Below are 24,188 nucleotides of genomic sequence, written 5' to 3'. Positions count from 1 at the left end.
GTACCGCGCAGATGCTCGCTTGGCTGGCGGTGGTCGAGGGCTCAGGGCGCTTCCGACGGCTGGCGCCAGTGCTGGTGGCTGTTGTGTTGTTCAGCCTGGGCTGCGCGATGCGCCTGCCCGCCCTGTTGCAGCAGCAGGCGCGGGAGGATGCCAGGCATGTCGAGTTGAGCCAGCTGCAGGCAGCCAGTTCATCGCAGTTGGCCGAACTGGAGCGGCTGAAGGCTCTAACGGTGATTGCCGAACAGCGGTTGCAAGCGGCGCACTGGTATCTGGCCGCCGGGGAGAGCATGAGCGACCTGCTTGAGCGTCTGGCAGTGTCGGGGCATGCGCACGGCTTGCTTGTCGAGCGCCTCGATGTAGGTGAGGGCGAGCAACAGGCCGGATTCAGTAAGGTACCGCTGGTGGTGCAAGTGGTAGGGCGTTACTCGGCCTTGCGGCTGTGGCTGGGCGACTGGTTGGGGCAGGCGCGGATTCTGCGCAGCGGTGACATGAGCCTGGCAACCGTTGATCGCCAGCCTGGATTGTTGCGCCTGCAGTTGCGGGTTGATGCCTATCACGCGGCTACGCCCCTGAAGGCACCTGCAATGCTGGCGGACCTGCCGGCAAGGGCCGCAATGGCTGCACCTGAAGTGGACCCGTTTGCGCCGGCTGCTGCGCGAGTGGCCAGTGCCGGGCTGGTCGGCGTGCCGTTGGCGCAGCTGGAAATGGTCGGCAGCCTGGCGCGCGGGGCGGCACGCGAGGCACTGCTGATGGCGGCTGGCAAGCTCTATCGCGTACGCCCGGGCGACCGGGTAGGGCGTGATCAGGGGGTAGTGATGCATATAGACCAACGTCAGGTCGAAGTGCGTGAGCGGCTGTTCATGGCGGGGGTATGGCACGAGCGCACGGCGTTCATCACCCTCGCCAAGCGCCTGGGCAAGGAGGCCTCGGACCCGAATGAAAACGTGGATGAAATACCTGCTGGCAACCCTGCTGTCGATCCCGCTGGCTTCGGCGACGCCTTACCAGGGTGAACCCCTGTCGCTGAACTTCCAGGATGTAGAGGTGCGTGCGGTGCTGCAGGTGCTGGCTGACTACGCCGGCGTCAACCTGGTCGCCAGTGATGCGGTACAAGGCAGCGTCACTTTGCGTTTGCAGGACGTGCCGTGGGATCAGGCGCTTGACCTGGTGCTGCGCAGCAAGGGCCTGTCCCGGCGCCAGGAGGGCAATGTGCTGTTGGTGGCGCCTGCGGCCGAGTTTGCCGCGCAATCGGCAGACGCCCGGGTGAGCCAAGTGCTGGACGCGCAGCTGCAGCCATTGCGTCGGGAGCTGCTGACCATTCACCACGCCAAGGCCGCCGATTTGGCGCAGTTGCTGCTGGCAAGTCTGGAGGGTGGCGGCATCTCCACGGGTAGCCTGAGTGTCGATGAGCGCACCAATACGCTGGTGGTGTACCTGCCCGCTGACCGCCTGGCCGAGATACGCCAGTTGGTGGCGCAGTTGGACGTGCCGGTGCGTCAGGTAGCGATCGAGGCGCGTATCGTCGAGGCCAACGTCGATTATGAGAAAAGCCTGGGGGTACGCTGGGGTGGGCCGCTGTACGGCGAGAAACTGCGGCCCGGCAAGGAGCTGTTCGTCGACCTCGGTCTGGAGCGAGCCGGCAGCAGTATCGGCCTGGGTTTGTTGCGCGGTGACGTGTTGCTGGATCTGGAACTCAGTGCCATGGAAAAAAGCGGCAACGGCGAGATCATTTCGCAGCCCAAGGTGGTCACGGCTGACAAGGAAACGGCGAGGATCCTCAAGGGTACCGAGGTGCCTTACCAGGAAACCAGCCAAAGCGGCGCTACCTCGGTATCGTTTCGCGAAGCCTCGCTGTCGCTGGAAGTAACGCCACAGATCACTCCGGACAACAAGGTGATCATGACCGTCCGGGTGACCAAGGACGAGCCGGATTACGTCAATGCCTTGAACAACGTACCGCCGATCCGCAAGAACGAGGTCAATGCCAAGGTTCGTGTGGCTGACGGCGAAACGATCGTGATCGGTGGCGTCTACTCGACTTCGCAAAACAATGTGGTCGACAAGGTGCCATTTTTCGGCGATCTGCCGTATGTTGGGCGGCTGTTTCGACGCGATGCATTACAAGAGAAAAAATCCGAGCTGCTGGTCTTCCTGACTCCGCGTATCATGAGTGACCAGGCGATTGCTGTGAGTCGTTGATTCTGTGCGAAATTTGATACTTGTGGGGCCCATGGGCGCTGGTAAAAGCACCATCGGACGCCTGTTGGCCAAAGAGCTGCGCCTGCTGTTCAAGGATTCCGACAAGGAAATCGAACTGCGATGCGGCGCAAACATCCCGTGGATATTCGACAAGGAAGGCGAGCCGGGTTTCCGTGATCGCGAGCAAGCGATGATTGCCGAGTTGTGCGCGCTCGACGGTGTGGTGCTGGCCACCGGTGGTGGCGCGGTGATGCGCGAAGCCAACCGGCAGGCGCTGCATCAGGGTGGCCGGGTGATCTACCTGCATGCTTCGGTCGAGCAGCAAGTCGGTCGCACCGCGCGCGATCGCAATCGCCCGCTGCTGCGCACAGCCAATCCGGAGGCGACCTTGCGCACCTTGCTGGAAACCCGCGACCCGCTCTACCGCGAGATCGCCGACGTGGTGGTTGAAACCGACGAGCGGCCACCACGCATGGTGGTGATCGATATTCTCGAGCGCTTGCAGCAGTTGCCGCCCCGTTAACCCGGGACTATTCTCGGCCTCCAGCGCCGAGGCGAGGCTCAACGTTACCGCGCAGGTCGCCGGATGGCGCCGCGCCCAAGTACATTGTGGGGATACATGCAGACACTAAAGGTCGACCTGGGCGAGCGTAGCTACCCGATCTACATTGGCGAAGGCCTGCTGGACCAGCCTGAGCTGCTGGCGCCGCACATTGCGGGTCGGCAGGTAGCCATCGTTTCCAACGAGACCGTCGCGCCGCTGTATCTCGAACGCCTGAGCAAGGCCCTCGGAGCCTACTCGGTACTGCCAGTGGTGTTGCCCGATGGGGAAGCCCACAAGAACTGGGAAACATTGCAGTTGATCTTCGATGGCCTGCTGACAGCTCGGCATGATCGTCGTACTACTGTGGTCGCGCTTGGTGGTGGCGTGATTGGTGACATGGCTGGTTTCGCAGCCGCCTGCTACCAGCGCGGCGTCGACTTCATCCAGGTGCCGACTACCCTGTTGTCCCAGGTCGACTCGTCCGTGGGTGGCAAGACCGGCATCAATCATCCGCTGGGCAAGAACATGGTCGGTGCGTTCTATCAGCCCAATGCGGTGCTGATCGATACCACCAGCCTCAAGACCCTGCCAGCGCGCGAGCTGTCCGCAGGTCTGGCCGAAGTGATCAAGTACGGCCTGATTTGCGACAAGCCGTTCCTCGCCTGGCTCGAAGACAATATGCAGGCACTGCGTGCCCTCGATTCGGCAGCCCTGACCGAGGCCATCCGCCGCTCTTGCGCGGCCAAGGCCGCAGTGGTGGGTGCTGACGAGCGCGAGTCGGGCGTACGGGCCACGCTGAACCTGGGGCATACCTTCGGGCATGCTATCGAAACCCACATGGGCTATGGCGTGTGGCTGCACGGCGAGGCTGTCGCGGCGGGCACAGTGATGGCCCTGGAAATGTCCATGCGCCTTGGCTGGATCGACCAGGCTGAGCGCGATCGTGGAATCCGCCTGTTGCAGGACGCAGGTTTGCCGGTGGTGCCACCACAGGAAATGACCCCGGCGCACTTCATGGAGCACATGGCGGTCGACAAGAAGGTGCTCGACGGTCGTTTGCGTTTGGTGCTGCTGCGCCAGATGGGCGAGGCCGTGGTGACCGACGACTATTCGAAAGAGATTCTTCAGGCCACGCTGTCGGCGGATTACCGCGCGATCGTGGCCCAGCTTTGAGGTTGTGACAGCGCAATGACAAGTTTGCATGCCGATGAGGCCTTTCTCGACCATTACCAGTTGAGCCATGATCCGTTCGCGCCCCGCGTACCTGGCTTCAAGTTCTTCCCGGCCCAGCGCAAACCGGTGCTTGGCCAACTGCACCACCTGGCGCGCTATAGCCAGTTGATGCTGGTGGTCAGCGGCCCGTTGGGCAGCGGCAAGTCGCTACTTCGCCAGGCCCTGGTGGCCAGCACCAACAAGCAGACTGTGCAAAGTGTGGTGGTGTCGGCCCGCAGCGCCAGCGACGCCTCCAGTATGCTCGCGCAGGTCGCGCAGGAGCTGGGTGTGGCCCAGCCCGAGGTGCAGGCGATCCTGTCGAAGGTGGTGCAGCTGGCACTGACCGGGCAGGAAGTGTATTTGCTGGTGGACGATGCGGAACAACTCGACGAGTCGGCACTCCAAGCGTTGCTGGAGTTGGCGGCGGGGGTTCCTGAAGGGCGTCCGCACGTGTTTCTGTTCGGTGAGCCATCGCTGATTGCCGGGCTGGATGAGCTCAATGTCGAGGAAGAACGTTTCCACATCATCGAGCTTGCGCCCTACAGTGAAGAAGAAACCCGCGAGTACCTGGAACAGCGCCTGGAAGGGGCTGGTCGGGGCATCGAGGTGTTCAGCCGTGAACAGATCGCCGATATCCATGAAAACTCCGACGGCTGGCCTGGCAACATCAATCAGGTCGCCCGTGACACTTTGATCGAAGCCATGATCGCCAGCCGCTCGACGGCCAAGCGACCAACCATGGGGTTCAAGATGCCTAAAAAACATGTGCTCGCACTGTCCGCTGTGGTCGTGGTTGCCGTTGCGGCCGCGGTATTGATGCCCAAGAAAGGCGACAAGGCCCCTGCCGAAGCGCCGGCCGCCCAGGCCCAGTTGCCGCTGGGTGACGGCAAGCAGGGTGCTGCCATCGAGTTCTCTGGCTCGTCCCAGCCAATGCCGCTGCCACTGGTTGGCCAGTCGCAGCCGGTGATGCGCGAGCCGCTGGCCCAAGCCGCAGGCATGGGCGAGGGTGAAGAGGGAGGCCCGGCTGTCGACACCGCGCTGCAGCCTGGCAACCCGCCACCCACCGTGACCACCATCGCTCCGCCACAAGGTGTGCCAGCTGGCCCGGCGCCTGCGCCGGCCCAGCCAGTTCAGTCGGTTGCGCCTGCGCCCAAGCCTGTTGCAACCCAGCCCGCGAAACCGGTTGCACCGGCCAAGCCAGCACCGGCGCCGACCCAGGTCGCCGTGGCCAAGCCGGCCGCCAAAGCTGCCGAAAAACCAGCCGAAAAACCAGCCCCCGCTAGCGCTGGCAACAGTGGCTGGTATGCCGGACAGAAGCCGGGCAATTATGTGGTGCAGATCCTTGGTACCAGCTCCGAGGCGTCGGCCCAGGCTTACGTCAAGGCCCAGGGTGGCGACTATCGCTACTTCAAGAAAAACCTGCAGGGCAAGCCCTTGTACGTCGTGACTTACGGCAGTTTCGCCAACCGCGACGCAGCGGTAGCGGCAATCAAGAACTTGCCAGCGAAGGTCCAGGCTGGTAAACCTTGGCCACGTACCGTCGGCAGCGTCCAACAAGAGCTGGCCACGGCCCGCTGATACCTTCCGGGCGGCATCACCCCGCCACCCAGTAGCTAAGCGAATTCTAGCTTTCGACTAGCCTGCTGCGCCCGAGCGCGGCAGGCTTTTCTGTCCCGGACTGCCGGCCACAAGCCCCTAGTTGCAGTCATGGCTGAAACGCTTCAGACTCGAGCCAAGCCGCTATCACGGCGCATGGCGCAAAAACATTCAAAATTGCGACATAAATTTTCAATGATGAGACATGAAAATTTGTGGGCGTCGCTGTCGCTGTGCAACAATGGTTTTCCATGACCACCGCAAAAAAGCTGGCGTTTGATCGGCGTGGATGGTAAGTGGTTGTTAAAAAAGAGATTTACCTCCGTTGAGAGGTGAACCTGGTGAGAATGTGTCTATGAAAACAGGTCTGTACCATCCCGAAGAATTCAAGGACAACTGTGGTTTTGGCCTGATCGCCCATATGACGGGTGTGCCGAGCCACCACCTTCTGCAAACCGCCATGCAGGCGCTGACGTGCATGACCCACCGCGGTGGCATCAATGCCGACGGCAAGACCGGTGACGGTTGCGGTCTGCTCATGCAGAAGCCCGATCAATTCCTGCGTGCCATGGCCCAGGAGCACTTTGCTGTCGAGCTGCCCAAGCAGTACGCCGTCGGCATGGTGTTCTTCAACCAGGACCCGGTCAAAGCCGAAGCTGCCCGCGCCAACATGGACCGCGAGATCGTCGCCGCTGGCCTGAAACTGGTTGGCTGGCGCAAGGTGCCGATCGACACCAGCGTACTCGGCCGCCTGGCCCTCGAGCGCCTGCCGCAGATCGAGCAGGTGTTCATTGGCGGTGAAGGCCTGAGCGACCAGGAATTTGCCATCAAGCTGTTCAGTGCCCGTCGTCGTTCGTCGGTGGCCAACGCCCACGACGCCGACCACTACATCTGCAGCTTCTCGCACAAGACCATCATCTACAAAGGCCTGATGATGCCGCGCGATCTCGCGGCGTTTTATCCAGACCTGGGTGACGAGCGCCTGCAAACCGCGATCTGCGTGTTCCACCAGCGCTTCTCCACCAACACCCTGCCGAAATGGCCGCTGGCGCAGCCGTTCCGCTTCCTCGCCCATAACGGCGAGATCAACACCATCACCGGCAACCGTAACTGGGCCGTTGCTCGTCGCACCAAGTTCGCCAATGACCAGATCCCCGACCTCGAAGAGCTCGGCCCGCTGGTCAACCGCGTCGGTTCCGACTCGTCGAGCATGGACAACATGCTGGAACTGATGGTCACCGGTGGCATCGATCTGTTCCGCGGCGTGCGCATGCTGGTACCGCCAGCGTGGCAGAACGTCGAGACCATGGACGCCGACCTGCGCGCCTTCTACGAATACAACTCCATGCACATGGAGCCGTGGGATGGCCCGGCCGGTATCGTCATGACCGAAGGCCGCCACGCGGTGTGTCTGCTTGACCGCAACGGCCTGCGCCCGGCGCGTTGGGTCACCACCACCAATGGCTACATCACCATCGCCTCGGAAATCGGCGTATGGGGCTATCAGCCTGAGGAAGTGCTGGCCAAGGGCCGTGTCGGCCCGGGCCAGATCCTTGCCGTGGACACCGAAACCGGCCAGATCCTCGACACCGACGCCATCGACAACCGTCTGAAGTCGCGACACCCGTACAAGCGCTGGCTGCGTCAGCACGCCACCCGCATCCAGGCGACGCTGACCGACGACCAGGGCGTGGCCAGCTATGACGCTGACCAGCTCAAGCAATACATGAAGATGTTCCAGGTCACCTTCGAAGAGCGTGACCAGGTGCTGCGCCCGTTGGGTGAGCAGGGCCAGGAAGCCGTTGGCTCGATGGGTGACGACACGCCGATGGCCGTGCTGTCGCAGCGTGTGCGCTCGCCGTACGACTTCTTCCGCCAGCAGTTCGCTCAGGTAACCAACCCGCCGATCGACCCGCTGCGCGAAGCGATCGTGATGTCGCTGGAAATCTGCCTGGGTGCAGAGCGCAACATCTTCCAGGAGTCCCCGGAGCACGCTTCGCGGGTCATCCTCAGCTCGCCGGTCATCTCGCCCGCCAAGTGGCGTTCGCTGATGAACCTGGAGCGCGAAGGCTTCGACCGCCAGCTGATCGACCTCAACTATGAGCAGAGCGTGGGCCTGGAAGCGGCCATCCGCAACATTGCCGACCAGGCCGAAGAAGCTGTGCGTGGGGGCAAGACCCAGCTGGTGCTGAGCGATCGTTATATCGCCCCGGGCAAGCTGCCGGTGCATGCTTCGCTGGCCGTTGGTGCAGTGCACCACCGCCTGACCGAACAGGGCCTGCGTTGCGACAGCAACATCCTGGTGGAAACCGCTACCGCCCGTGATCCGCATCACTTCGCCGTGCTGCTGGGCTTCGGTGCCTCGGCCGTTTACCCGTACCTGGCGTATGAAGTACTGGCTGACCTGATCCGTACCGGTGAAGTGCTGGGCGACCTGGACGAAGTGTTCAAGTACTACCGCAAAGGTATCTCCAAGGGCCTGCTGAAGATCCTGTCGAAGATGGGTATCTCCACTATCGCCTCGTACCGCGGTGCACAGCTGTTCGAAGCCATTGGCCTGGCCGAGGAAGTGGTCGGCCTGAGCTTCAAGGGCGTGTCCAGCCGCATCAAGGGTGCGCGCTTCGAAGACCTGGAGAACGACCAGAAGCTGCTGGCGGCCGAAGCCTGGAGCGCGCGTAAGCCGATCCAGCAAGGTGGCCTGCTGAAGTTCGTCCACGGTGGCGAATACCACGCTTACAACCCGGATGTGGTCAACACCCTGCAAGCCGCCGTGCAGCAGGGCGACTACGCCAAGTTCAAGGAATACACCACGCTGGTGGACCAGCGCCCGGTGTCGATGATTCGTGACTTGCTCAAGGTGAAAGTGGCCGACCAACCGCTGGCGCTGGAGCAGATCGAGCCGCTGGAGGCGATTCTCAAGCGTTTCGACTCGGCGGGTATCTCGCTGGGTGCACTGTCGCCGGAAGCCCACGAAGCGCTGGCCGAGGCCATGAACCGCCTGGGCGCACGCTCCAACTCGGGTGAAGGCGGCGAAGACCCGTCGCGCTATGGCACCATCAAGAGCTCGAAGATCAAGCAGGTGGCCACCGGCCGTTTTGGTGTGACCCCGGAGTATCTGGTCAACGCCGAAGTGCTGCAGATCAAGGTTGCCCAGGGCGCCAAGCCGGGTGAGGGCGGCCAGTTGCCGGGCGGAAAGGTCAACGGCCTGATCGCCAAGCTGCGTTATGCGGTACCGGGCGTGACCCTGATCTCGCCACCGCCCCACCATGACATCTACTCGATCGAAGATCTGGCGCAGCTGATCTACGACCTCAAGCAGGTCAACCCGCAGGCGCTGGTATCGGTCAAGCTGGTAGCCGAAGCGGGCGTGGGCACCATCGCCGCAGGTGTGGCCAAGGCCTATGCCGACCTGATCACCATCTCCGGTTACGACGGTGGTACCGGTGCTTCGCCGCTGACCTCGATCAAATACGCCGGCGCCCCTTGGGAGCTGGGCCTTGCGGAAACCCACCAGACCCTGCGTGGCAACGACCTGCGTGGCAAGGTGCGGGTGCAGACCGACGGCGGCCTGAAAACCGGCCTGGACGTGATCAAGGCGGCCATCCTCGGTGCCGAAAGCTTCGGCTTTGGTACCGCGCCAATGATTGCCCTGGGCTGCAAGTACCTGCGCATCTGCCACCTGAACAACTGCGCCACCGGCGTGGCCACCCAGAACGACAAGCTGCGCAAGGACCACTACATCGGCACCGTCGACATGGTGATCAACTTCTTCACCTTTGTCGCCGAAGAAACCCGCGAGTGGTTGGCCAAGCTGGGTGTGCGCAGCCTTGGCGAGTTGATCGGCCGTACCGACCTGCTCGAAGTGCTGCCAGGTGACACCGAACGCCAGCAGTACCTGGACCTGTCGCCGCTGCTGGGCAGCTCGCACATTCCGGCGGACAAACCGCAGTTCTGCGAAGTCGACAAGAACCCGCCGTTCGACCTGGGCGAGTTGGCCGAGAAGATGGTTGATATGGCCATGCCGGCCATCCGCGATCAGGCGGGTGGCGAGTTCAGCCTCGACATCTGCAACTGCGACCGCTCCATTGGTGCGCGTGTGTCGGGCGAAATCGCCCGCCTGCACGGCAACCAGGGCATGGCCGCGGCGCCGATCACCTTCCGCTTCAAGGGGACTGCGGGCCAGAGCTTTGGTGTGTGGAACGCCGGTGGCCTTAACCTGCACCTGGAAGGCGACGCCAACGATTACGTCGGCAAAGGCATGACCGGTGGTAAGGTCACCATCGTGCCGCCAGCCGGCAGCCCGTTCGAAACCCAGCACAGCGCCATCGTCGGCAACACCTGCCTGTACGGTGCCACTGGCGGCAAGCTGTTTGCCGCAGGTACTGCGGGCGAGCGCTTCGCTGTGCGTAACTCCGGCGCCCATGCTGTTGTCGAGGGCACTGGCGATCACTGCTGTGAATACATGACCGGCGGCTTTGTCTGCGTTCTGGGCAAGACCGGTTACAACTTCGGTTCTGGCATGACTGGCGGCTTTGCCTACGTGCTCGACATGGACAATAGCTTCGTCGACAAGCTCAACCACGAGCTGGTGGAAATCCAGCGTATCAGTGGCGAAGCGATGGAGGCCTACCGTAGCCACCTGGCGCGTGTCCTTGCCGAGTATGTGGATGAGACCGGCAGCGAGTGGGGGCGTGAGCTCTCGGAGAACCTGGACGACTACGTGCGGCGCTTCTGGCTGGTCAAGCCGAAGGCAGCCAACCTGAAGCAGCTGCTGTCCAGCACCCGTGCCAACCCGCAGTAAAAACAGCTGCAAGTGGCAAGCCTCAAGCTGCACGTAATGGCAGTGAGAGGTTTGCCCGGCTTAAGTGATCGTCTTGCGGCTTGCAGCGTGTAGCTTGCAGCTGCTGTAAAGAGGTTTTGAAAAATGGCTGAACGTCTGAACAACGACTTCCAGTTCATCGAAGTGGGCCGAAAGGACCCGAAAAAAAAGCTGCTGCGCCAGCGCAAGAAAGAGTTCGTGGAAATCTACGAACCGTTCAAGCCGCAGCAGTCCGTAGAGCAGGCGCACCGCTGCCTGGGCTGCGGTAACCCGTATTGCGAGTGGAAGTGCCCGGTACACAACTTCATCCCCAACTGGTTGAAGCTGGTCTCCGAAGGCAACATCCTGGCCGCGGCGGAACTGTCGCACCAGACCAACACCCTGCCGGAAGTATGCGGCCGTGTTTGCCCGCAAGACCGCCTGTGCGAGGGTGCCTGCACCCTGAACGACGGTTTCGGCGCGGTGACCATCGGCTCGGTGGAGAAGTACATCACCGACACCGCCTTCGCCATGGGCTGGCGCCCGGACATGTCCAAGGTCAAGCCCACCGGCAAGCGCGTCGCCATCATCGGCGCAGGCCCGGCTGGCCTGGGCTGCGCCGATGTGCTGGTGCGCGCCGGGGTAACCCCGGTGGTGTTCGACAAAAACCCTGAGATCGGTGGCCTGCTGACCTTCGGTATCCCCGAGTTCAAGCTGGAAAAGACCGTGCTCAGCAACCGCCGTGAAGTGTTCACCGGCATGGGCATCGAGTTCCGCCTGAACACCGAGGTGGGCAAGGACGTGACCATGGAACAGCTGCTCGCCGAGTACGACGCGGTGTTCATGGGCATGGGTACCTACACCTACATGAAGGGCGGCTTCCCGGGTGAAGACCTGCCGGGCGTGCATGACGCACTGGACTTCCTGATCGCCAACGTCAACCGCAACCTGGGCTTCGAGAAGTCGCCGGAAGACTTCGTCGACATGCAGGGCAAGAAAGTGGTGGTGCTGGGTGGTGGTGACACCGCGATGGACTGCAACCGTACCTCGATCCGTCAGGGTGCCAAGGCAGTGACCTGTGCTTATCGTCGTGACGAAGCCAACATGCCGGGTTCGCGTAAAGAGGTGAAGAACGCCAAGGAAGAGGGTGTGAAGTTCCTCTACAACCGCCAGCCCATCGCCATTGTGGGTGAGGACAAGGTCGAAGGCGTCAAAGTGGTCGAGACTCGCCTGGGCGAGCCTGATGCCCGTGGGCGCCGCAGCCCTGAGCCAATCCCGGGCTCCGAAGAGATCCTGCCGGCAGACGCCGTGGTAATCGCCTTCGGCTTCCGCCCGAGCCCGGCGCCGTGGTTTGAGCAGCATGGCATTCAGCTGGACAGCCAGGGCCGTGTGGTTGCCCCGGAGAAGGGCAAGTTCAAGCACCAGACCAGCAACCCGAAAGTGTTTGCCGGTGGCGACATGGTGCGCGGTTCGGACCTGGTGGTGACTGCGATCTTCGAAGGGCGTACGGCCGCCGAGGGTATCCTGGACTACCTCGAAGTCTGATTTTCGGCCTGCTCGCGGGCATGCCCGCTCCCACAGGGTTAAGCTTAGAACCCGTGGTAGCGGGCATGCCCGCGAAGCTTTTGTATACAAAAACGCTTGATCTGTGGCATCCAATAGACAAAACACATGGTCATGGCCGTGCCTTTTGCGCTGGTGTCTGAGAAAATGCCCGCACTATTTTTCCGGATGCCGACATGACTGCCCTGAAGAACGATCGTTTCCTGCGTGCACTGCTCAAGCAACCCGTAGACGTCACCCCGGTGTGGATGATGCGCCAGGCCGGCCGCTACCTGCCGGAGTACCGCGCCAGCCGCGCCAAGGCCGGTGACTTCATGAGCCTGTGCATGAACCCGCAGTTCGCCTGCGAGGTCACCCTGCAGCCGCTGGACCGCTACCCGCTGGACGCAGCGATCCTGTTCTCGGACATCCTTACCATTCCCGATGCCATGGGCCTGGGCCTGTACTTCGAAACCGGCGAAGGCCCGCGTTTCAAGAAGGTCATCAGCACCCCCGCTGACATCGAAGCGCTGCCAGTCCCGGACCCACAGAAAGACCTCGGCTACGTGATGGACGCGGTCAGCACCATTCGCCGTGAGCTCAATGGCCGTGTGCCGTTGATCGGCTTCTCCGGCAGCCCGTGGACCCTGGCCACCTACATGGTCGAAGGCGGCTCGTCGAAGGACTTCCGCAAGACCAAGGCCATGGCCTACGACAATCCGCAAGCCCTGCACCTGCTGCTGGACAAGCTGGCCCAGTCGGTCACCAGCTACCTTAACGGCCAGATCCTGGCTGGCGCCCAGGCTGTGCAGATCTTCGACACCTGGGGCGGCAACCTGTCGGCGGCGGCCTATCAGGAGTTCTCCCTGGCCTACATGCGCAAGATCGTCAGCGGCCTGATCCGCGAGCACGAGGGGCGCAAGGTGCCGGTGATCCTGTTCACCAAGAATGGTGGTTTGTGGCTGGAAAGCATCGCCGACGCAGGTGCCGACGCACTGGGCCTGGACTGGACCTGCGAGATCGGCGACGCCCGCCGCCGCGTGGGTGACAAAGTAGCCTTGCAAGGCAACATGGATCCGACCGTGCTGTACGCCAAGCCCGAGGCCATTCGCAAGGAAGTGGCGCGCATCCTGGCCAGCTACGGCCATGGCACCGGTCATGTGTTCAACCTGGGCCACGGCATTACCCCGGAAGTCGACCCGGAGCATGCCGGCGTATTCATCAATGCCGTTCACGAGCTGTCGGCGCAGTATCACCAGTGAGGTGACACGCGGAAACCATAAGCCCGGTCATGTGCCGGGCTTTGATTTTGCATTAAGTTTTAATTCAGCGATCGTCGTTAATCTGGTCCCATCGAAACCGAAACAGGACCCGATCCTCATGAAAATCCGTTATCTTGCCCTCATCCTCGCCCCCTTGTTCAGCGCTGGCGCATTTGCCGCTGGCTACACCGGCCCTGGCGCCCAGTCGGTAACCACGGTTGCCGCCGCGAACGACGCCGCCGATGACACCCCCGTCGTGCTGCAGGGCTTCGTGACCAAGAAGATCAACAACGACGACAAGTACGAGTTCAAGGACAACACCGGCACCATCACTGTCGAGATCGACGATGAGGACCTGCCGCCGACGCCGTTCAACGACAAGACCAAGGTGAAGCTGACCGGTGAGGTGGAAAAGCACCTGATGAGCCGGGAAGTGGATGTGGATATTGTCGAGATCATCAACTGATCTGATGGACTCTTCGTGGTCACGCCCGCTCCCACAGGTTGTGGGTGCAGGCGTGCCCGCGAATGCCTCACACCGTTTTGGGTGGTAACTTGCTCAGGTGCAATGCCACCAGCAATGCCACCGCCAGCAAGCTGCCAATGAACAGCCCGATCCCGTTCCAGCCCCACTGGTGCCAGAACACCCCGCCCGCCGTACCGGCCACGCTGGAGCCAGCGTAGTAGCAGAACAGGTACAGCGACGACGCCTGCCCCTTGGCCTTCAGCGCCCGGCGGCCGATCCAGCTGCTGGCCACCGAGTGCGCACCAAAGAAGCCGAAGGTGAACACCAGCATGCCCACGATCACCATCACCAGCGGACTGGCCAATGTCATCAGCAAGCCACCCGCCATTACCACGATACTGGCCCAGAACACCTTGCGCCGGCCCAGTTTGTCCGCCAGCGCGCCGACCTGTGCCGAACTGTAGATACCCGACAGGTAAACCACTGACAGCAAGCCGACCAGCGCCTGGTTCATGTGGTAGGGCTCGGCCAGCAGGCGGTAGCCGATGTAGTTGAACAGGGTGACGAAGGCGCCCATCAGCAAGAAGGCTTCAAGAAACAGCCAGGGCAGGCCTGCATCTTTGAAGTGCATGACAAAACCGTCCAGCAGGCTGCGTGGGTTCATCGTCTGTGCGCGGAAATTGCGTGATTCCGGCAGCACCTTCCAGAACACCAGCGCGGCCACCAGGGCCAGGCCGCCAATGGTCAGCATCGCCGTGTGCCAGCTGACGAAGTCGATCAGTACGCCAGTGATGAGCCGCCCGCTCATGCCGCCAATCGCGTTGCCGCCGATGTACAGGCCCATGGCCAGGCCAATGTGTTGCGGGTGAATCTCTTCGCTCAGGTAGGTCATCGCCACTGCCGCCAGGCCGCTCAGCGACAGGCCGACCAAGGCGCGGGTGGCCAGTACCAGCTCCCAGCTGGGCATCACTGCGCTGGCCAAGGTGGACAGGGCGGCGCAGACCAGCGCGAACACCATCACGGGTTTGCGCCCTATGCGGTCAGAAATGGGGCCGGTGATCAGCAGGCCGAACGCCAGCATGGCGGTGGACACCGACAGTACCAGGCTGCTCTGCGCCGCGTTGATGGAAAACTCGTTGGATAGCAGAGGCATCATTGGCTGTACGCAGTACAGCAAGGCGAAGGTGGCGAAACCGCCGCTGAACAAGGCCAGCACGGTTTTCATGAAAGCGGGTGTGCCTTTTTCGATCCACATTTCGGTCAGGATGGCAGGTTGTGGCTCAAGGAGGAGGGGGGCTACTGCAGTTTTCACGGGCGGGTACCTCTGGCGCAATGAAAAAAAGCATATAGCTGGCTAACGATTAGATCCAATATATTGTTCGACCTATTTGAGATGTTTGGCGACTTGTTTGGAGCGGATCATGGAATTGCGTCATCTGCGTTACTTCATTGCTGTGGCCGAAGAGCTGCACTTTGGCCGCGCCGCCCAGCAACTGGGTATTTCCCAGCCGCCCTTGAGTCAGCAGATCCAGGCTCTGGAGCAGGAGTTGGGGGCCCGGTTGTTCGACCGTACCAATCGTCGTGTCGAACTGAGCGAGGCCGGGCGATTGTTCCTCGAGGAAGCGCGCCAGGTATTGGCGCAGGTGGAGAAGGCCGCGGATGTAGCTCGGCGTGCGCAGTTGGGCGAGCTGGGCGAGATGAAAATCGGTTTCACTTCCTCGGCCCCGTTCACCTCGAAAATCCCCAAGGCCATTCATGCCTTCCGTCAGCGCTTTCCGGCGGTGCACCTGAACCTCAAGGAAATGAGCAGCCGTGATGTTGCCGAAGGGGTATTCGACGAGTCCATCGAGGTGGGGTTGATGCGGCCGATGCCGCTGCCGGAGGGGTTGGTGGCCACCGAGTTGTTCCGAGAACCGTTGGTGGCGGTGATCAATGCTTCGCATCCGCTGGCTGAGGGCACTGAGCAAGGCGTCTACATGGCGGCGTTGGCCCCTGAGCCCTTCGTGTTCTTCCCGCGCAGTTATGGCAGCGGCTTGCATGCACAATTGCTGAGCCTGGCGCGGCATGCGGGTTTCAGCCCCCATTTTGCGCAAGAGGCAGGGGAAGCGATGACCATCATCGGCCTGGTCTCGGCGGGGCTGGGGGTGTCGGTGCTGCCGGCGTCGTTCCAGCGCATGCGTATAGAAGGGGTGGTGTACCGCACCTTGCTCGATGAAGAGGCGATGTCGGCGGTGTGGCTGGTGCAGCGTGAGCGCGGCCATTCGGTCATGGCCAAGGCATTTGCCGAGTTGTTGACAGGGCAGGTGGTCGGTCAGGCGTGATGCCGGGGCAATTGGCACTGGTCATTGCCCCACTGCCGCCACATACTCGGGCATTCGTTGATACACGGAGGTCAATCATGCGGCGCGTGGTGTTCAATCAGAAAGGTGGCGTGGGCAAGTCGAGCATTGCCTGCAACCTGGCGGCGGTCAGTGCCAATGAAGGCTACCGGACCTTGTTGATCGACCTGGATGCCCAGGCGAACTCGACCCAATACCTCACCGGCCTGACCGGCGAGGACATCCCCATGGGCATCGCCGACTTCTTCAAGCAAAGCCTTTCCAGCGGGCCGTTCAGCAAGAAGAACAAGGTCGATATCTACGAAACCCCATTCGACAACCTGCATGTGGTCACCGCCACTGCCGAGCTGGCCGACCTGCAGCCAAAGCTGGAGGCAAAACACAAGATCAACAAGCTGCGCAAGTTGCTCGACGAGCTGGACGAGGATTACGAGCGTATTTACATCGATACCCCGCCGGCGCTTAATTTCTATGCGGTTTCTGCGCTGATCGCTGCCGATCGCGTGCTGATTCCCTTCGACTGCGACAGCTTTTCGCGCCAGGCCCTGTATGGCCTGCTGGCCGAGATCGAAGACCTCAAGGAAGACCACAACGAAGACCTGGTGGTCGAAGGCATCGTGGTCAACCAGTTCCAGTCACGTGCCAGCCTGCCACAGCAGATGCTCGACGAGCTGTTGGCCGAAGGTTTGCCGGTGCTGCCGGTGTACTTGGGCAGCTCGGTGAAAATGCGCGAATCGCACCACGCCAGCCTGCCGCTGATTCACCTGGAGCCGCGGCACAAGCTGACTCTGCAGTTTGTCGAGCTGCATTCGCTGCTTGAGGAGAATGCTTAAACCCCGTGGTTACGCAGCCACTCCAGCAGGGACTGGAGTGGAAACGCCCCGGCCTGCCGGCTGACTTCGCGGCCGTTCTTGAACAGCAGCAGGCTGGGGATCGAGCGTATGCCCAGTTGCCCTGCGAGGTTACGGTTGGCTTCGCTGTCGAGCTTGGCCAGGCGGCAGCGGCCTGCAAGCTTCCGGGCGGCCTCTTCGAAGGTGGGGGCAAATGACTTGCACGGGCCGCACCAGTCGGCCCAGATGTCGACCAGCAGCGGCAGGTCGCCTTTGATCTGGCTGGCATAGCTGGCTTCGGTGAGCTCGAAAGGGGTGCTCAACAGCACGTCCTGTTTGCAGCGACCGCATTTCGGCGCATCGCCCAGGCGCTCGGCGGGCAGGCGGTTGAGGCCGTTGCAGTGGGGGCAGGGGATTACCAGTGGGTCGGTCATTTCATCTCCAGTAGGTCTATCGCGGTTCCCTGTAGGAGCGGGTTCACCCGCGAAGAATGCGACGCGGTGCATGGCACCGGCTTCGCCGGTAAAACCGCTCAGGATTCGGCGCTAATCAGGAAGAGCAGCTGATTTCCAGGTGCTTGCCCCACTCCGGCGGTCGCTCGGCGTAGGCCTGCATCCCGGGCTGTTCCTCGAACGGCCTGGTCAGGACTTGGTGCAGCCGTCGAACTTCACTGTAATCCCCCGCCTCGGCCGCTTCGATGGCTTTCTGCGCCAGGTAGTTGCGCAGCACGTACAGCGGGTTTACCGCATGCATCCGCTCACGGCGGCCTTCGGCATTGCCGGGTTCACGCCCACAGCGGGCCAGGTAGTCTGCGCCCCAGGCATCGAAGCCGGCCAGGTCGATAAAGTCATCGCGCGCCACCTTCAGCGCCTCGGCCACCGGCTGCTCACCCAGTTTGCGGAAGAACAGGCTGTAGTCCACGCCACCGCGTTGCATGCACTGCAGCAGGCGCTCGACCAGCGCCATGTCATCATCTTCGGCGGTGGTCAGCCCCAGGCGCCGGCGCATCAGGTCCAGGTAATGGGCCTGGTACAGCGGCAGGAACAGGCCCAACGCTTCCTTCAGTGGCTCAACTTCGATCACGGTGGTCAGTGCCTGGGCCAGCGCGCTGAGGTTCCAGTGGGCGATGGGCACTTGGTTGGCGTAGCTGTAGCGGCCTCGATCGTCGGAGTGGTTGCAGATGAAGTTGGCGTCGAAGTCATCCAGGAACGCATAGGGGCCAAAATCGAAGGTGATGCCGAGGATCGACATGTTATCGGTGTTCATCACGCCGTGGCAGAAGCCATACGCCTGCCAGCGGGCGATCAGTTCGGCATTGCGCTCGACGATGGTGCGGAACATGGCCAGGTAAGGCTGCTCGGCGTCACGGCATTCGGGATAGTGCTGTTCCAGCACATGGTCGATCAACACGCGCTGCTGCTCGGGCTGCTTGGTGTAGTAGAAGTACTCGAAATGACCGAAACGCACATGGCTCTGCGCCAGGCGCGTCAGCATGGCCGCGCTTTCACGGGTTTCGCGCCACACCGGGGTGCTGGAACCGATCACGCACAGTGCCCGGCTGGTAGCGATACCCAGGGCGTGCAGGGCTTCGGAGGCGAGGAACTCGCGAATCGACGAGCGCAGCACGGCGCGGCCGTCACCCATGCGGGAGTAGGGTGTCTGGCCGGCGCCCTTGAGGTGCAGGTCCCAGTGTTCGCCTGCGTCGTTGAGCACTTCGGCCAGTAGCAGGCCACGGCCGTCGCCCAGACGTGGGTTGTACGAGCCGAACTGGTGGCCGGAATAAACCATCGCCCGAGGGTCGGCCTCTTCCCACAGTTTGTGGCCGCTGAACAGTTCGGCGAACACCGGCAGCTCGGCCTGGGCGGGGTCGAGGTCGAGCAAGGCCATGGCCGACTCGCTCGCTACCACCAGGCGCGGGTCTGCAATGGGCTCGGGCAGCACCTGGGTGGAGAACGCATCGCCCAGGCGGGCGAAGCGGTTGTCGAAGGTGAGTTGGTCGAGGGCTTTCACGGGACTGCTCCTTGAAATCGGTGCCAATGGGGCCGCTTGGCGGCCTTTCGCGGGTGAACCCGCCCCCACAGCGGCCAGCGCCCGATGTAGGAGCGGGTTTACCCGCGAACGAGGGCGAAGCCCTCGTAGCCATTTTGCACACAATAAAGTATTCGAGCCTATTCAGGCCGAAGCAGTGCCATCCGATTTCGGCTGTTCCATCGGAATCAATTGCTGTTTGCTGCCCTTGGCGTCCATCAGGAATACCTCTACCTGGCGTACCGAGATCTTGATGTTGTGGGCCTTGAACTCGCGGTTGATGTAGCGGTTGATCTCGTCCAGCGTCGGGTTGCGGTCGCCCAGGTCACGCACGTGCATGCGCAGTTCGTGGTCCAGCGAGCTTTCGCCGAAGTTGAGGAAGTACACGATCGGTTCCGGATCCTTGAGCACGCGTGGGTTCTCATGCGCGCCCTTGAGCAGCAGGTCGCGCACCAGGTCGAGGTCTGAGCCATAGTCGATGCCCAGCTTCAGCGTCACCCGGGTGACCGTATCGGTCAGCGACCAGTTGATCAGTTGGCCAGTGATGAAGGTCTTGTTGGGGACGATGATGTCCTTGCGGTCGAAGTCGGTGATGGTGGTGGCACGGATGCGGATCTTGCTTACCGTGCCCGACAGGTTGCCGATGGTGATGGTGTCGCCAATCCGTACCGGGCGCTCGAACAGGATCATGATGCCGGAGATGAAGTTGGCGAAGATTTCCTGCATGCCGAAGCCCAGCCCTACTGACAGCGCAGCCACCAGCCATTGCAGCTTGTCCCAGCTCACCCCCAGGGTCGACAGGGTGCTGACGATGCCGATGCCGACGATGGTGTACGACAACAGCGTGGTGGTGGCGTAGGCACTGCCCTGGGCCAGGTTCAGGCGAGACAGCACCAGTACTTCCAGCAAGCCTGGCAAGTTGCCGGCCAGGGCGAAAGTTATGCCGACGATCACCAGCGCGCCGAGCAGGTCGCCGAGGCTGATCGGTACCATGCTGGCCGCGGCGCCGGTGCCGCTGGTGTATTCGTAGAGGACGAAATTGTTGAGGTAGGCGAACACCGAGATCAGGTCGGCCCATACCCAATACAGGCCGGCGATGAAGCCGCCGAGCAGGGCCAGGCGGATCAGGCGCAGCGACTGCTGGTTGACCTGTTCGATATCCAGCGTTGGCTCTTCGGTGATGACTTCGCCATCCAGCCCTTCCTTGGCTGCCGCACGCTTGGTCAACGCACGCTGGTAGGCCAGGCGTCGTGCAGCCACCGACAGGCCGCGCACGAAGGCGGCCTCGATCACCAGCCAGAACAGCAGCAGGTACAGGGTGTAGATGAGTCGGTCGGTAAGCTTCAATGCGGTGTAGTAGTAGCCGAAGCACACGGCGACGAACAGGGCGATGGGCAGGGCGGTGAACGCTACCCCCACCGCCCTGCGGAACAGCGAGGTGTCACGGTGTGCCGGGCTGCTGAGCAGCAGGCGGCTGAGCAGCCAGGCCATCAGCGCATAGCAGGTCAGCACCACGCCGATGCCCAACACGTCGTCTGCCAATGCCGAAGGCTGGTGCTCGGCCACCGCCACCACGCCGACCAGTGCCAGCACCACGGTGCCCAGGCGGCGAACCCAGCCGCGCAGGAACTCGACCTGCGGTTTGTGCCAGCGGAAGTGGACTTCCGCCACGCCACCGGGTGCGAGGATACGGTAGGCGGTATAGAACACCAGCCAGGCCTGGGCCAGCTGCCAGAGTGCGGCGCCCAGGTTGGCATTCTGCCCGCGGGCGTCGATCTGCAGGGCGTAGCTGCACAGCGCCAGACCAAGGCTGACCGGCATCGCCAGCAGAATGTTGATTAGGATTGCCTGGGGCGTGTGCCATTGGCTGTCACGGCGGAAGTGGCCGATATCCTGGTGCACTTTGCCTAACCGTTGGTAAAGGTATTTGCGCCGCCACAACAGCGCGCCGATCACCAACAGCAGCGGCAGGAACAGCAACGGGCGCTGGCTCAGGCCATCGGCCAGCTCTTTCAGGCTGGAGCCCCACGGCAGGTTGGCGACCTGGTCGGCCAGGCGCTCCGGCACGTATTGCAGCCAGTCCCAGTCCAGCGGCTTGTTGCTGGGGATCCAGAACATTTGCTCGTCGAGGGTGGTGCGCAGGCTCTGCGCGGTGCCCAGTAGCTGCTTCTGGTTGAGCTGCAGGGTGATCGATTCGTTGAGCAGCGCCGACAGCTCGCGGTTCAGCCGCTCCAACAGGTCGCTGCGGGTGATGGCCACTTCCAGCAGGGCCTTGCGCAGCTGCGGGGTCACATCTTCCTGCGGTTGCGCCGCCAGCAGCTTGTCGACGTAGGTGACCGGGCTGCTCATCTGCTCGCGCTGCTGGTTGACTTCGAACTGGTACAGGCGGGTGTCGGCGATCTGGTCGGCCAGGTCGCGGTCGACCTTCAGGTGCGGCAGGGTCTGTTTCTGCTTGTAGAGAATCTTCGACAGCAGCAGGCTTCCCTTGAGCACGTTGATCTGCTCGTCAAGCGCCTGGTCGGCCTGGGTCAGGCTGTCGAGTTGCTGCTTGGTGCGCAGGTTCTGCTGGGTCAGTTCGTTAAGGCGGTCGGTGCTCTTGAGCAGGTAGTCGGAAAGCTTGAGGTTGATCGCGCTTTCAGTGGCCAGCAGGCTGCTGCCGCCGGCCTTCTGAGCCTCAATCGACTGCTGGGTGACGGCTTCCTGGGACTGGGCCAGGCGTTTGGCGTTGATCAGCGTCTGCAGGTCCTGGATTTCCTGCTCCAGGCGCGCAGCGCGCTCGACCAGCAGGTCGTGACGCGCATTGCCGAGGTCTTGCAGCAGGCTGTTGCCGGCCAGTTCCTGGCGGCGCAGCAGGGTCAGCGCGTTGAGCGAGGCCAACTCGGCGTTGAGCTGATTGCGCTGGTCGGCATTGATGGCTTTGCCACCGTCCTTGCCGGTTTTGAGGATGTTGTTGATCTGCTGGGTGCGGGTCTGGCTGCTGCTGATCTCCGCCTGGGCACGCTCGGGGCGGGTTTGCGAGTTGATGATCAGGCTGTTGGCTTCAGACAACGCCTTTTGCAGCTCGCCCTGCAGCGTGTTGCGTTCGCTGAGCATCTGTTCAAGCTGTGGCACGGTGAGGTTGGCGTAGCGCTGTGCCACCGGTTGTGCCTTGGTTTCCTTGAGCCTGGCCAACTCCTTCTGGCTGTCGCTGGTCTCCTTGGGGGCACTGCTCAGCTGCTGCTTGAGTGCAGCCAGTTTCTTTTCGTTGTCTTCCTTGGCAGCAAGCAGGCTCAACGTTTGTTCGAGCACCTGCTGCAGCGCCTTCTGGTCTGCCTCGGGCAGCTTGCGCTCGGCGATCTTGTCGAGGCTGTTCTGGATACTGGCGGTGGTCGGGGCTTCTGCCGCGCTAGCGGCAAAAGAAAGGGACAGGCACAACCCGAGCAGGGCTGTGCGAAGGTACACGCGCAGGGACATAGGCAGACTACTTGTGGATCCGGCTGAAACGAAGTTTAGAGGAACAATCCTGGTCCGGGTCGCGTTCCTTCGGGGAATCTGACGCCTACTTTCTGGATCTTGTTCCCGTCCATGGTCGCCACGGTCCAGATAGTGCCATGCCATTCGACCTGGTCCCCCACTACTGGAGCGCCTCCGACCTTCTGTCGGATGAACTGCGCCAACGGCATTTTCGCGTCGAGGCCATCGAGTTTCAGGCCGTACAACGCTGCCACCGCACCCAGTTCGGCATCGCCTTCGAGCACGAAGTCGCCGAAGAAACGCAGGTCCAGGCCACGCTGTGGCGCCTGGCTGAACAACTTGCCGAGGGCCGGCAGGTTGTGTTCGTGGCCGATCACGCAGAGCATGTCGCCAACCTCCAGCACGGTGCTGCCCGACGGGTGCAGCAGTTGCTCGCCACGGAACAGCGCGGCAATCCGTGTGCCTTCGGGCATTTTCAGCTCGCGCAGGGCGGCACCAATGCACCACTTTTCGGCGCCCAGGCGGTAGACGAACATCTCCCACTCGCTGGTGATGTGCACCTCAAGGGCGGAGCGGGAAATCGGCGCCGGGTCTGGCGGTACGGTCACTTTCAGCAGCTTGGCCATCCACGGCAGGCTGGTGCCCTGCACCAGCAGTGACACCAGCACGATGAAGAACGCCAGGTTGAAGAACAGCTGGGCGTCTGGCAGGCCCGCCATCAGCGGGAACACCGCCAGAATGATCGGTACCGCGCCGCGCAGGCCGACCCACGAAATGAAGCCCTTTTCGCGGCCGTGAAAAGCCTTGAACGGCAGCAGGGCCGCGACCACAGACAGTGGCCGCGCCACCAGGATCATCCACAGCGCGAGGCCCAGTGCCGGCAGGGCGATGGGCAGCAGGTCGTGCGGCGTGACCAGCAACCCCAGCACCAGGAACATGCCGATCTGCGCCAGCCAGGCCATGCCGTCGAGCATGTGCAGGATGCCGTGGCGGCTGCGGATAGGCTTGTTGCCCAGCACCAGGCCGCACAGGTAAACGGCGAGGAAGCCGCTACCATGCAGGGCGTTGGTCAGCGAGAACACCACCAGGCCGCCGGCCACTACCAGAATGGGGTAAAGGCCGCCGGCCAGGTTGATGCGGTTGACCAGTTGCAGCATCAGCCAGCCACCGCCCAAGCCCAGCAGCCCGCCGATACCGAACTCACGCAACAAGTGGCCCAGCAGGCCCCAGTGCAGCCCGGTCTGGCCGCTGGCAATCATGTCGATCAAGGTGACAGTGAGGAACACCGCCATCGGGTCGTTGCTGCCCGACTCGATCTCGAGGGTAGCCGTAACCCGCTCGTTCAGGCCTTTGCCGCCGAGCAGCGAGAACACTGCAGCGGCGTCGGTGGAGCCGACGATCGCACCGATCAGCAAGCCCTGAATCAGGCTCAGGTTGAACAGCCAGGCGGCAACCAGGCCGGTGAGGGCGGTGGTGATCATCACCCCGACCGTGGCCAGCGACAGCGCCGGCCACAGCGCCACGCGGAAGCTTGCCACCCGCGTACGCAGGCCACCGTCAAGCAGGATGACGGCCAGTGCCAGGTTGCCCACCAGGTAGGCGGTTGGGTAATTGTTGAAGATGATGCCGCCACCATCGACACCGGCGACCATGCCGACGGCGAGGATGATGACCAGAATAGGGATGCCCAGGCGCGACGATAGCGAGCTGACCAGGATACTTGCACCCACCAGCAATGCGCCGATCAGGAACAGGCTGTTGATGGTGCTTGCATCCAAAGGCAGGTACTCCGAGACAGCGGGGAAGGGACGTGGTAGCGCATTTTCCAGCAAAAGCTAGCAGGTCGCGTGCCAATCGATTCTAACCTGAGGCCGACGCAGGCTGTAAAGCGATACCGCATCGTCGCTGCGGCTTGCGGC

At 62.4% G+C, this 24,188-nt stretch carries 16 protein-coding genes; 11 read left to right on the top strand and 5 right to left on the bottom strand.

Annotated elements, in window-relative coordinates; all coding sequences use genetic code 11:
* Window positions 1–11 precede the first annotated feature (11 nt).
* The 9 genes from LMH93_RS25475 (at window position 12) to LMH93_RS25435 (ending at window position 13,619) form a co-directional block, all read left to right on the top strand.
* Complete coding sequence (locus LMH93_RS25475) at window positions 12–1,013, top strand: pilus assembly protein PilP (protein WP_185280402.1); 1,002 nt, start codon at window positions 12–14, stop codon at window positions 1,011–1,013.
* Window positions 937–2,199, top strand: a complete 1,263-nt coding sequence (locus tag LMH93_RS25470) for a type IV pilus secretin PilQ (protein WP_080637233.1) — start codon at window positions 937–939, stop codon at window positions 2,197–2,199. Before LMH93_RS25475 ends, LMH93_RS25470 begins: the two co-directional genes overlap by 77 nt.
* A gap of 4 nt (window positions 2,200–2,203) precedes the next feature.
* Window positions 2,204–2,722, top strand: coding sequence for a shikimate kinase AroK (aroK, locus tag LMH93_RS25465; RefSeq protein WP_003249147.1), 519 nt, complete (start codon window positions 2,204–2,206; stop codon window positions 2,720–2,722).
* A 96-nt stretch (window positions 2,723–2,818) separates the two neighbouring features.
* Window positions 2,819–3,916, top strand: a complete 1,098-nt coding sequence (aroB, locus tag LMH93_RS25460; protein WP_003249149.1) for a 3-dehydroquinate synthase — start codon at window positions 2,819–2,821, stop codon at window positions 3,914–3,916.
* 15 nt (window positions 3,917–3,931) lie between these two features.
* Window positions 3,932–5,533 (top strand): SPOR domain-containing protein, encoded by a 1,602-nt coding sequence (locus LMH93_RS25455; RefSeq protein ID WP_003249151.1) that lies wholly within the window; start codon window positions 3,932–3,934, stop codon window positions 5,531–5,533.
* A gap of 373 nt (window positions 5,534–5,906) precedes the next feature.
* The gene (gltB, locus tag LMH93_RS25450; RefSeq protein ID WP_003249153.1) at window positions 5,907–10,352 is read left to right on the top strand and encodes a glutamate synthase large subunit; all 4,446 of its coding nucleotides are present in this window, start codon (window positions 5,907–5,909) and stop codon (window positions 10,350–10,352) included.
* 123 nt (window positions 10,353–10,475) lie between these two features.
* A complete protein-coding gene (locus LMH93_RS25445) occupies window positions 10,476–11,894 on the top strand; it encodes an FAD-dependent oxidoreductase (RefSeq protein ID WP_003249156.1) in 1,419 nt (472 codons plus the stop codon).
* Window positions 11,895–12,088: 194 nt separating this feature from the next.
* Window positions 12,089–13,153, top strand: coding sequence for a uroporphyrinogen decarboxylase (gene hemE / locus LMH93_RS25440; protein ID WP_003249158.1), 1,065 nt, complete (start codon window positions 12,089–12,091; stop codon window positions 13,151–13,153).
* A 118-nt stretch (window positions 13,154–13,271) separates the two neighbouring features.
* Window positions 13,272–13,619, top strand: coding sequence for a YgiW/YdeI family stress tolerance OB fold protein (locus LMH93_RS25435; RefSeq protein WP_003249161.1), 348 nt, complete (start codon window positions 13,272–13,274; stop codon window positions 13,617–13,619).
* 67 nt (window positions 13,620–13,686) lie between these two features.
* Here LMH93_RS25435 and LMH93_RS25430 read toward each other — a convergent pair whose 3' ends face one another.
* Window positions 13,687–14,874 (bottom strand): MFS transporter, encoded by a 1,188-nt coding sequence (locus LMH93_RS25430; protein WP_227743112.1) that lies wholly within the window; start codon window positions 14,872–14,874, stop codon window positions 13,687–13,689.
* A gap of 166 nt (window positions 14,875–15,040) precedes the next feature.
* Here LMH93_RS25430 and LMH93_RS25425 point away from each other — a divergent pair, with 166 nt between their 5' ends.
* Window positions 15,041–15,940, top strand: coding sequence for a LysR family transcriptional regulator (locus LMH93_RS25425; protein WP_003249165.1), 900 nt, complete (start codon window positions 15,041–15,043; stop codon window positions 15,938–15,940).
* Between the two features lie 77 nt (window positions 15,941–16,017).
* Window positions 16,018–16,791 carry a ParA family protein gene (locus LMH93_RS25420; protein ID WP_003249168.1) on the top strand — a complete coding sequence of 258 codons (774 nt, stop codon included), beginning with the start codon at window positions 16,018–16,020 and terminating at the stop codon, window positions 16,789–16,791.
* Here LMH93_RS25420 and trxC read toward each other — a convergent pair.
* The 4 genes from trxC to LMH93_RS25400 all read right to left on the bottom strand — a co-directional run bounded on the left by trxC (window position 16,788) and on the right by LMH93_RS25400 (window position 24,047).
* Window positions 16,788–17,222 carry a thioredoxin TrxC gene (gene trxC, locus LMH93_RS25415; protein WP_003249170.1) on the bottom strand — a complete coding sequence of 145 codons (435 nt, stop codon included), beginning with the start codon at window positions 17,220–17,222 and terminating at the stop codon, window positions 16,788–16,790. The genes LMH93_RS25420 and trxC overlap by 4 nt on opposite strands.
* Before the next feature lie 115 nt (window positions 17,223–17,337).
* Window positions 17,338–18,798 carry a protein adenylyltransferase SelO gene (gene selO, locus LMH93_RS25410; protein WP_064613759.1) on the bottom strand — a complete coding sequence of 487 codons (1,461 nt, stop codon included), beginning with the start codon at window positions 18,796–18,798 and terminating at the stop codon, window positions 17,338–17,340.
* A gap of 162 nt (window positions 18,799–18,960) precedes the next feature.
* Window positions 18,961–22,269, bottom strand: coding sequence for a mechanosensitive channel MscK (gene mscK, locus LMH93_RS25405; RefSeq protein ID WP_003249174.1), 3,309 nt, complete (start codon window positions 22,267–22,269; stop codon window positions 18,961–18,963).
* 35 nt (window positions 22,270–22,304) lie between these two features.
* Window positions 22,305–24,047 carry a potassium/proton antiporter gene (locus tag LMH93_RS25400; RefSeq protein WP_003249176.1) on the bottom strand — a complete coding sequence of 581 codons (1,743 nt, stop codon included), beginning with the start codon at window positions 24,045–24,047 and terminating at the stop codon, window positions 22,305–22,307.
* Window positions 24,048–24,188 lie beyond the last annotated feature (141 nt).

This window comes from Pseudomonas sp. CIP-10, from assembly GCF_020911845.1.
GTDB classification, from domain to species: domain Bacteria; phylum Pseudomonadota; class Gammaproteobacteria; order Pseudomonadales; family Pseudomonadaceae; genus Aquipseudomonas; species Aquipseudomonas alloputida.
The sequence above is the reverse complement of the archived record's forward strand: the minus strand, read 5'-3'. Positions and strand labels throughout refer to the sequence as shown.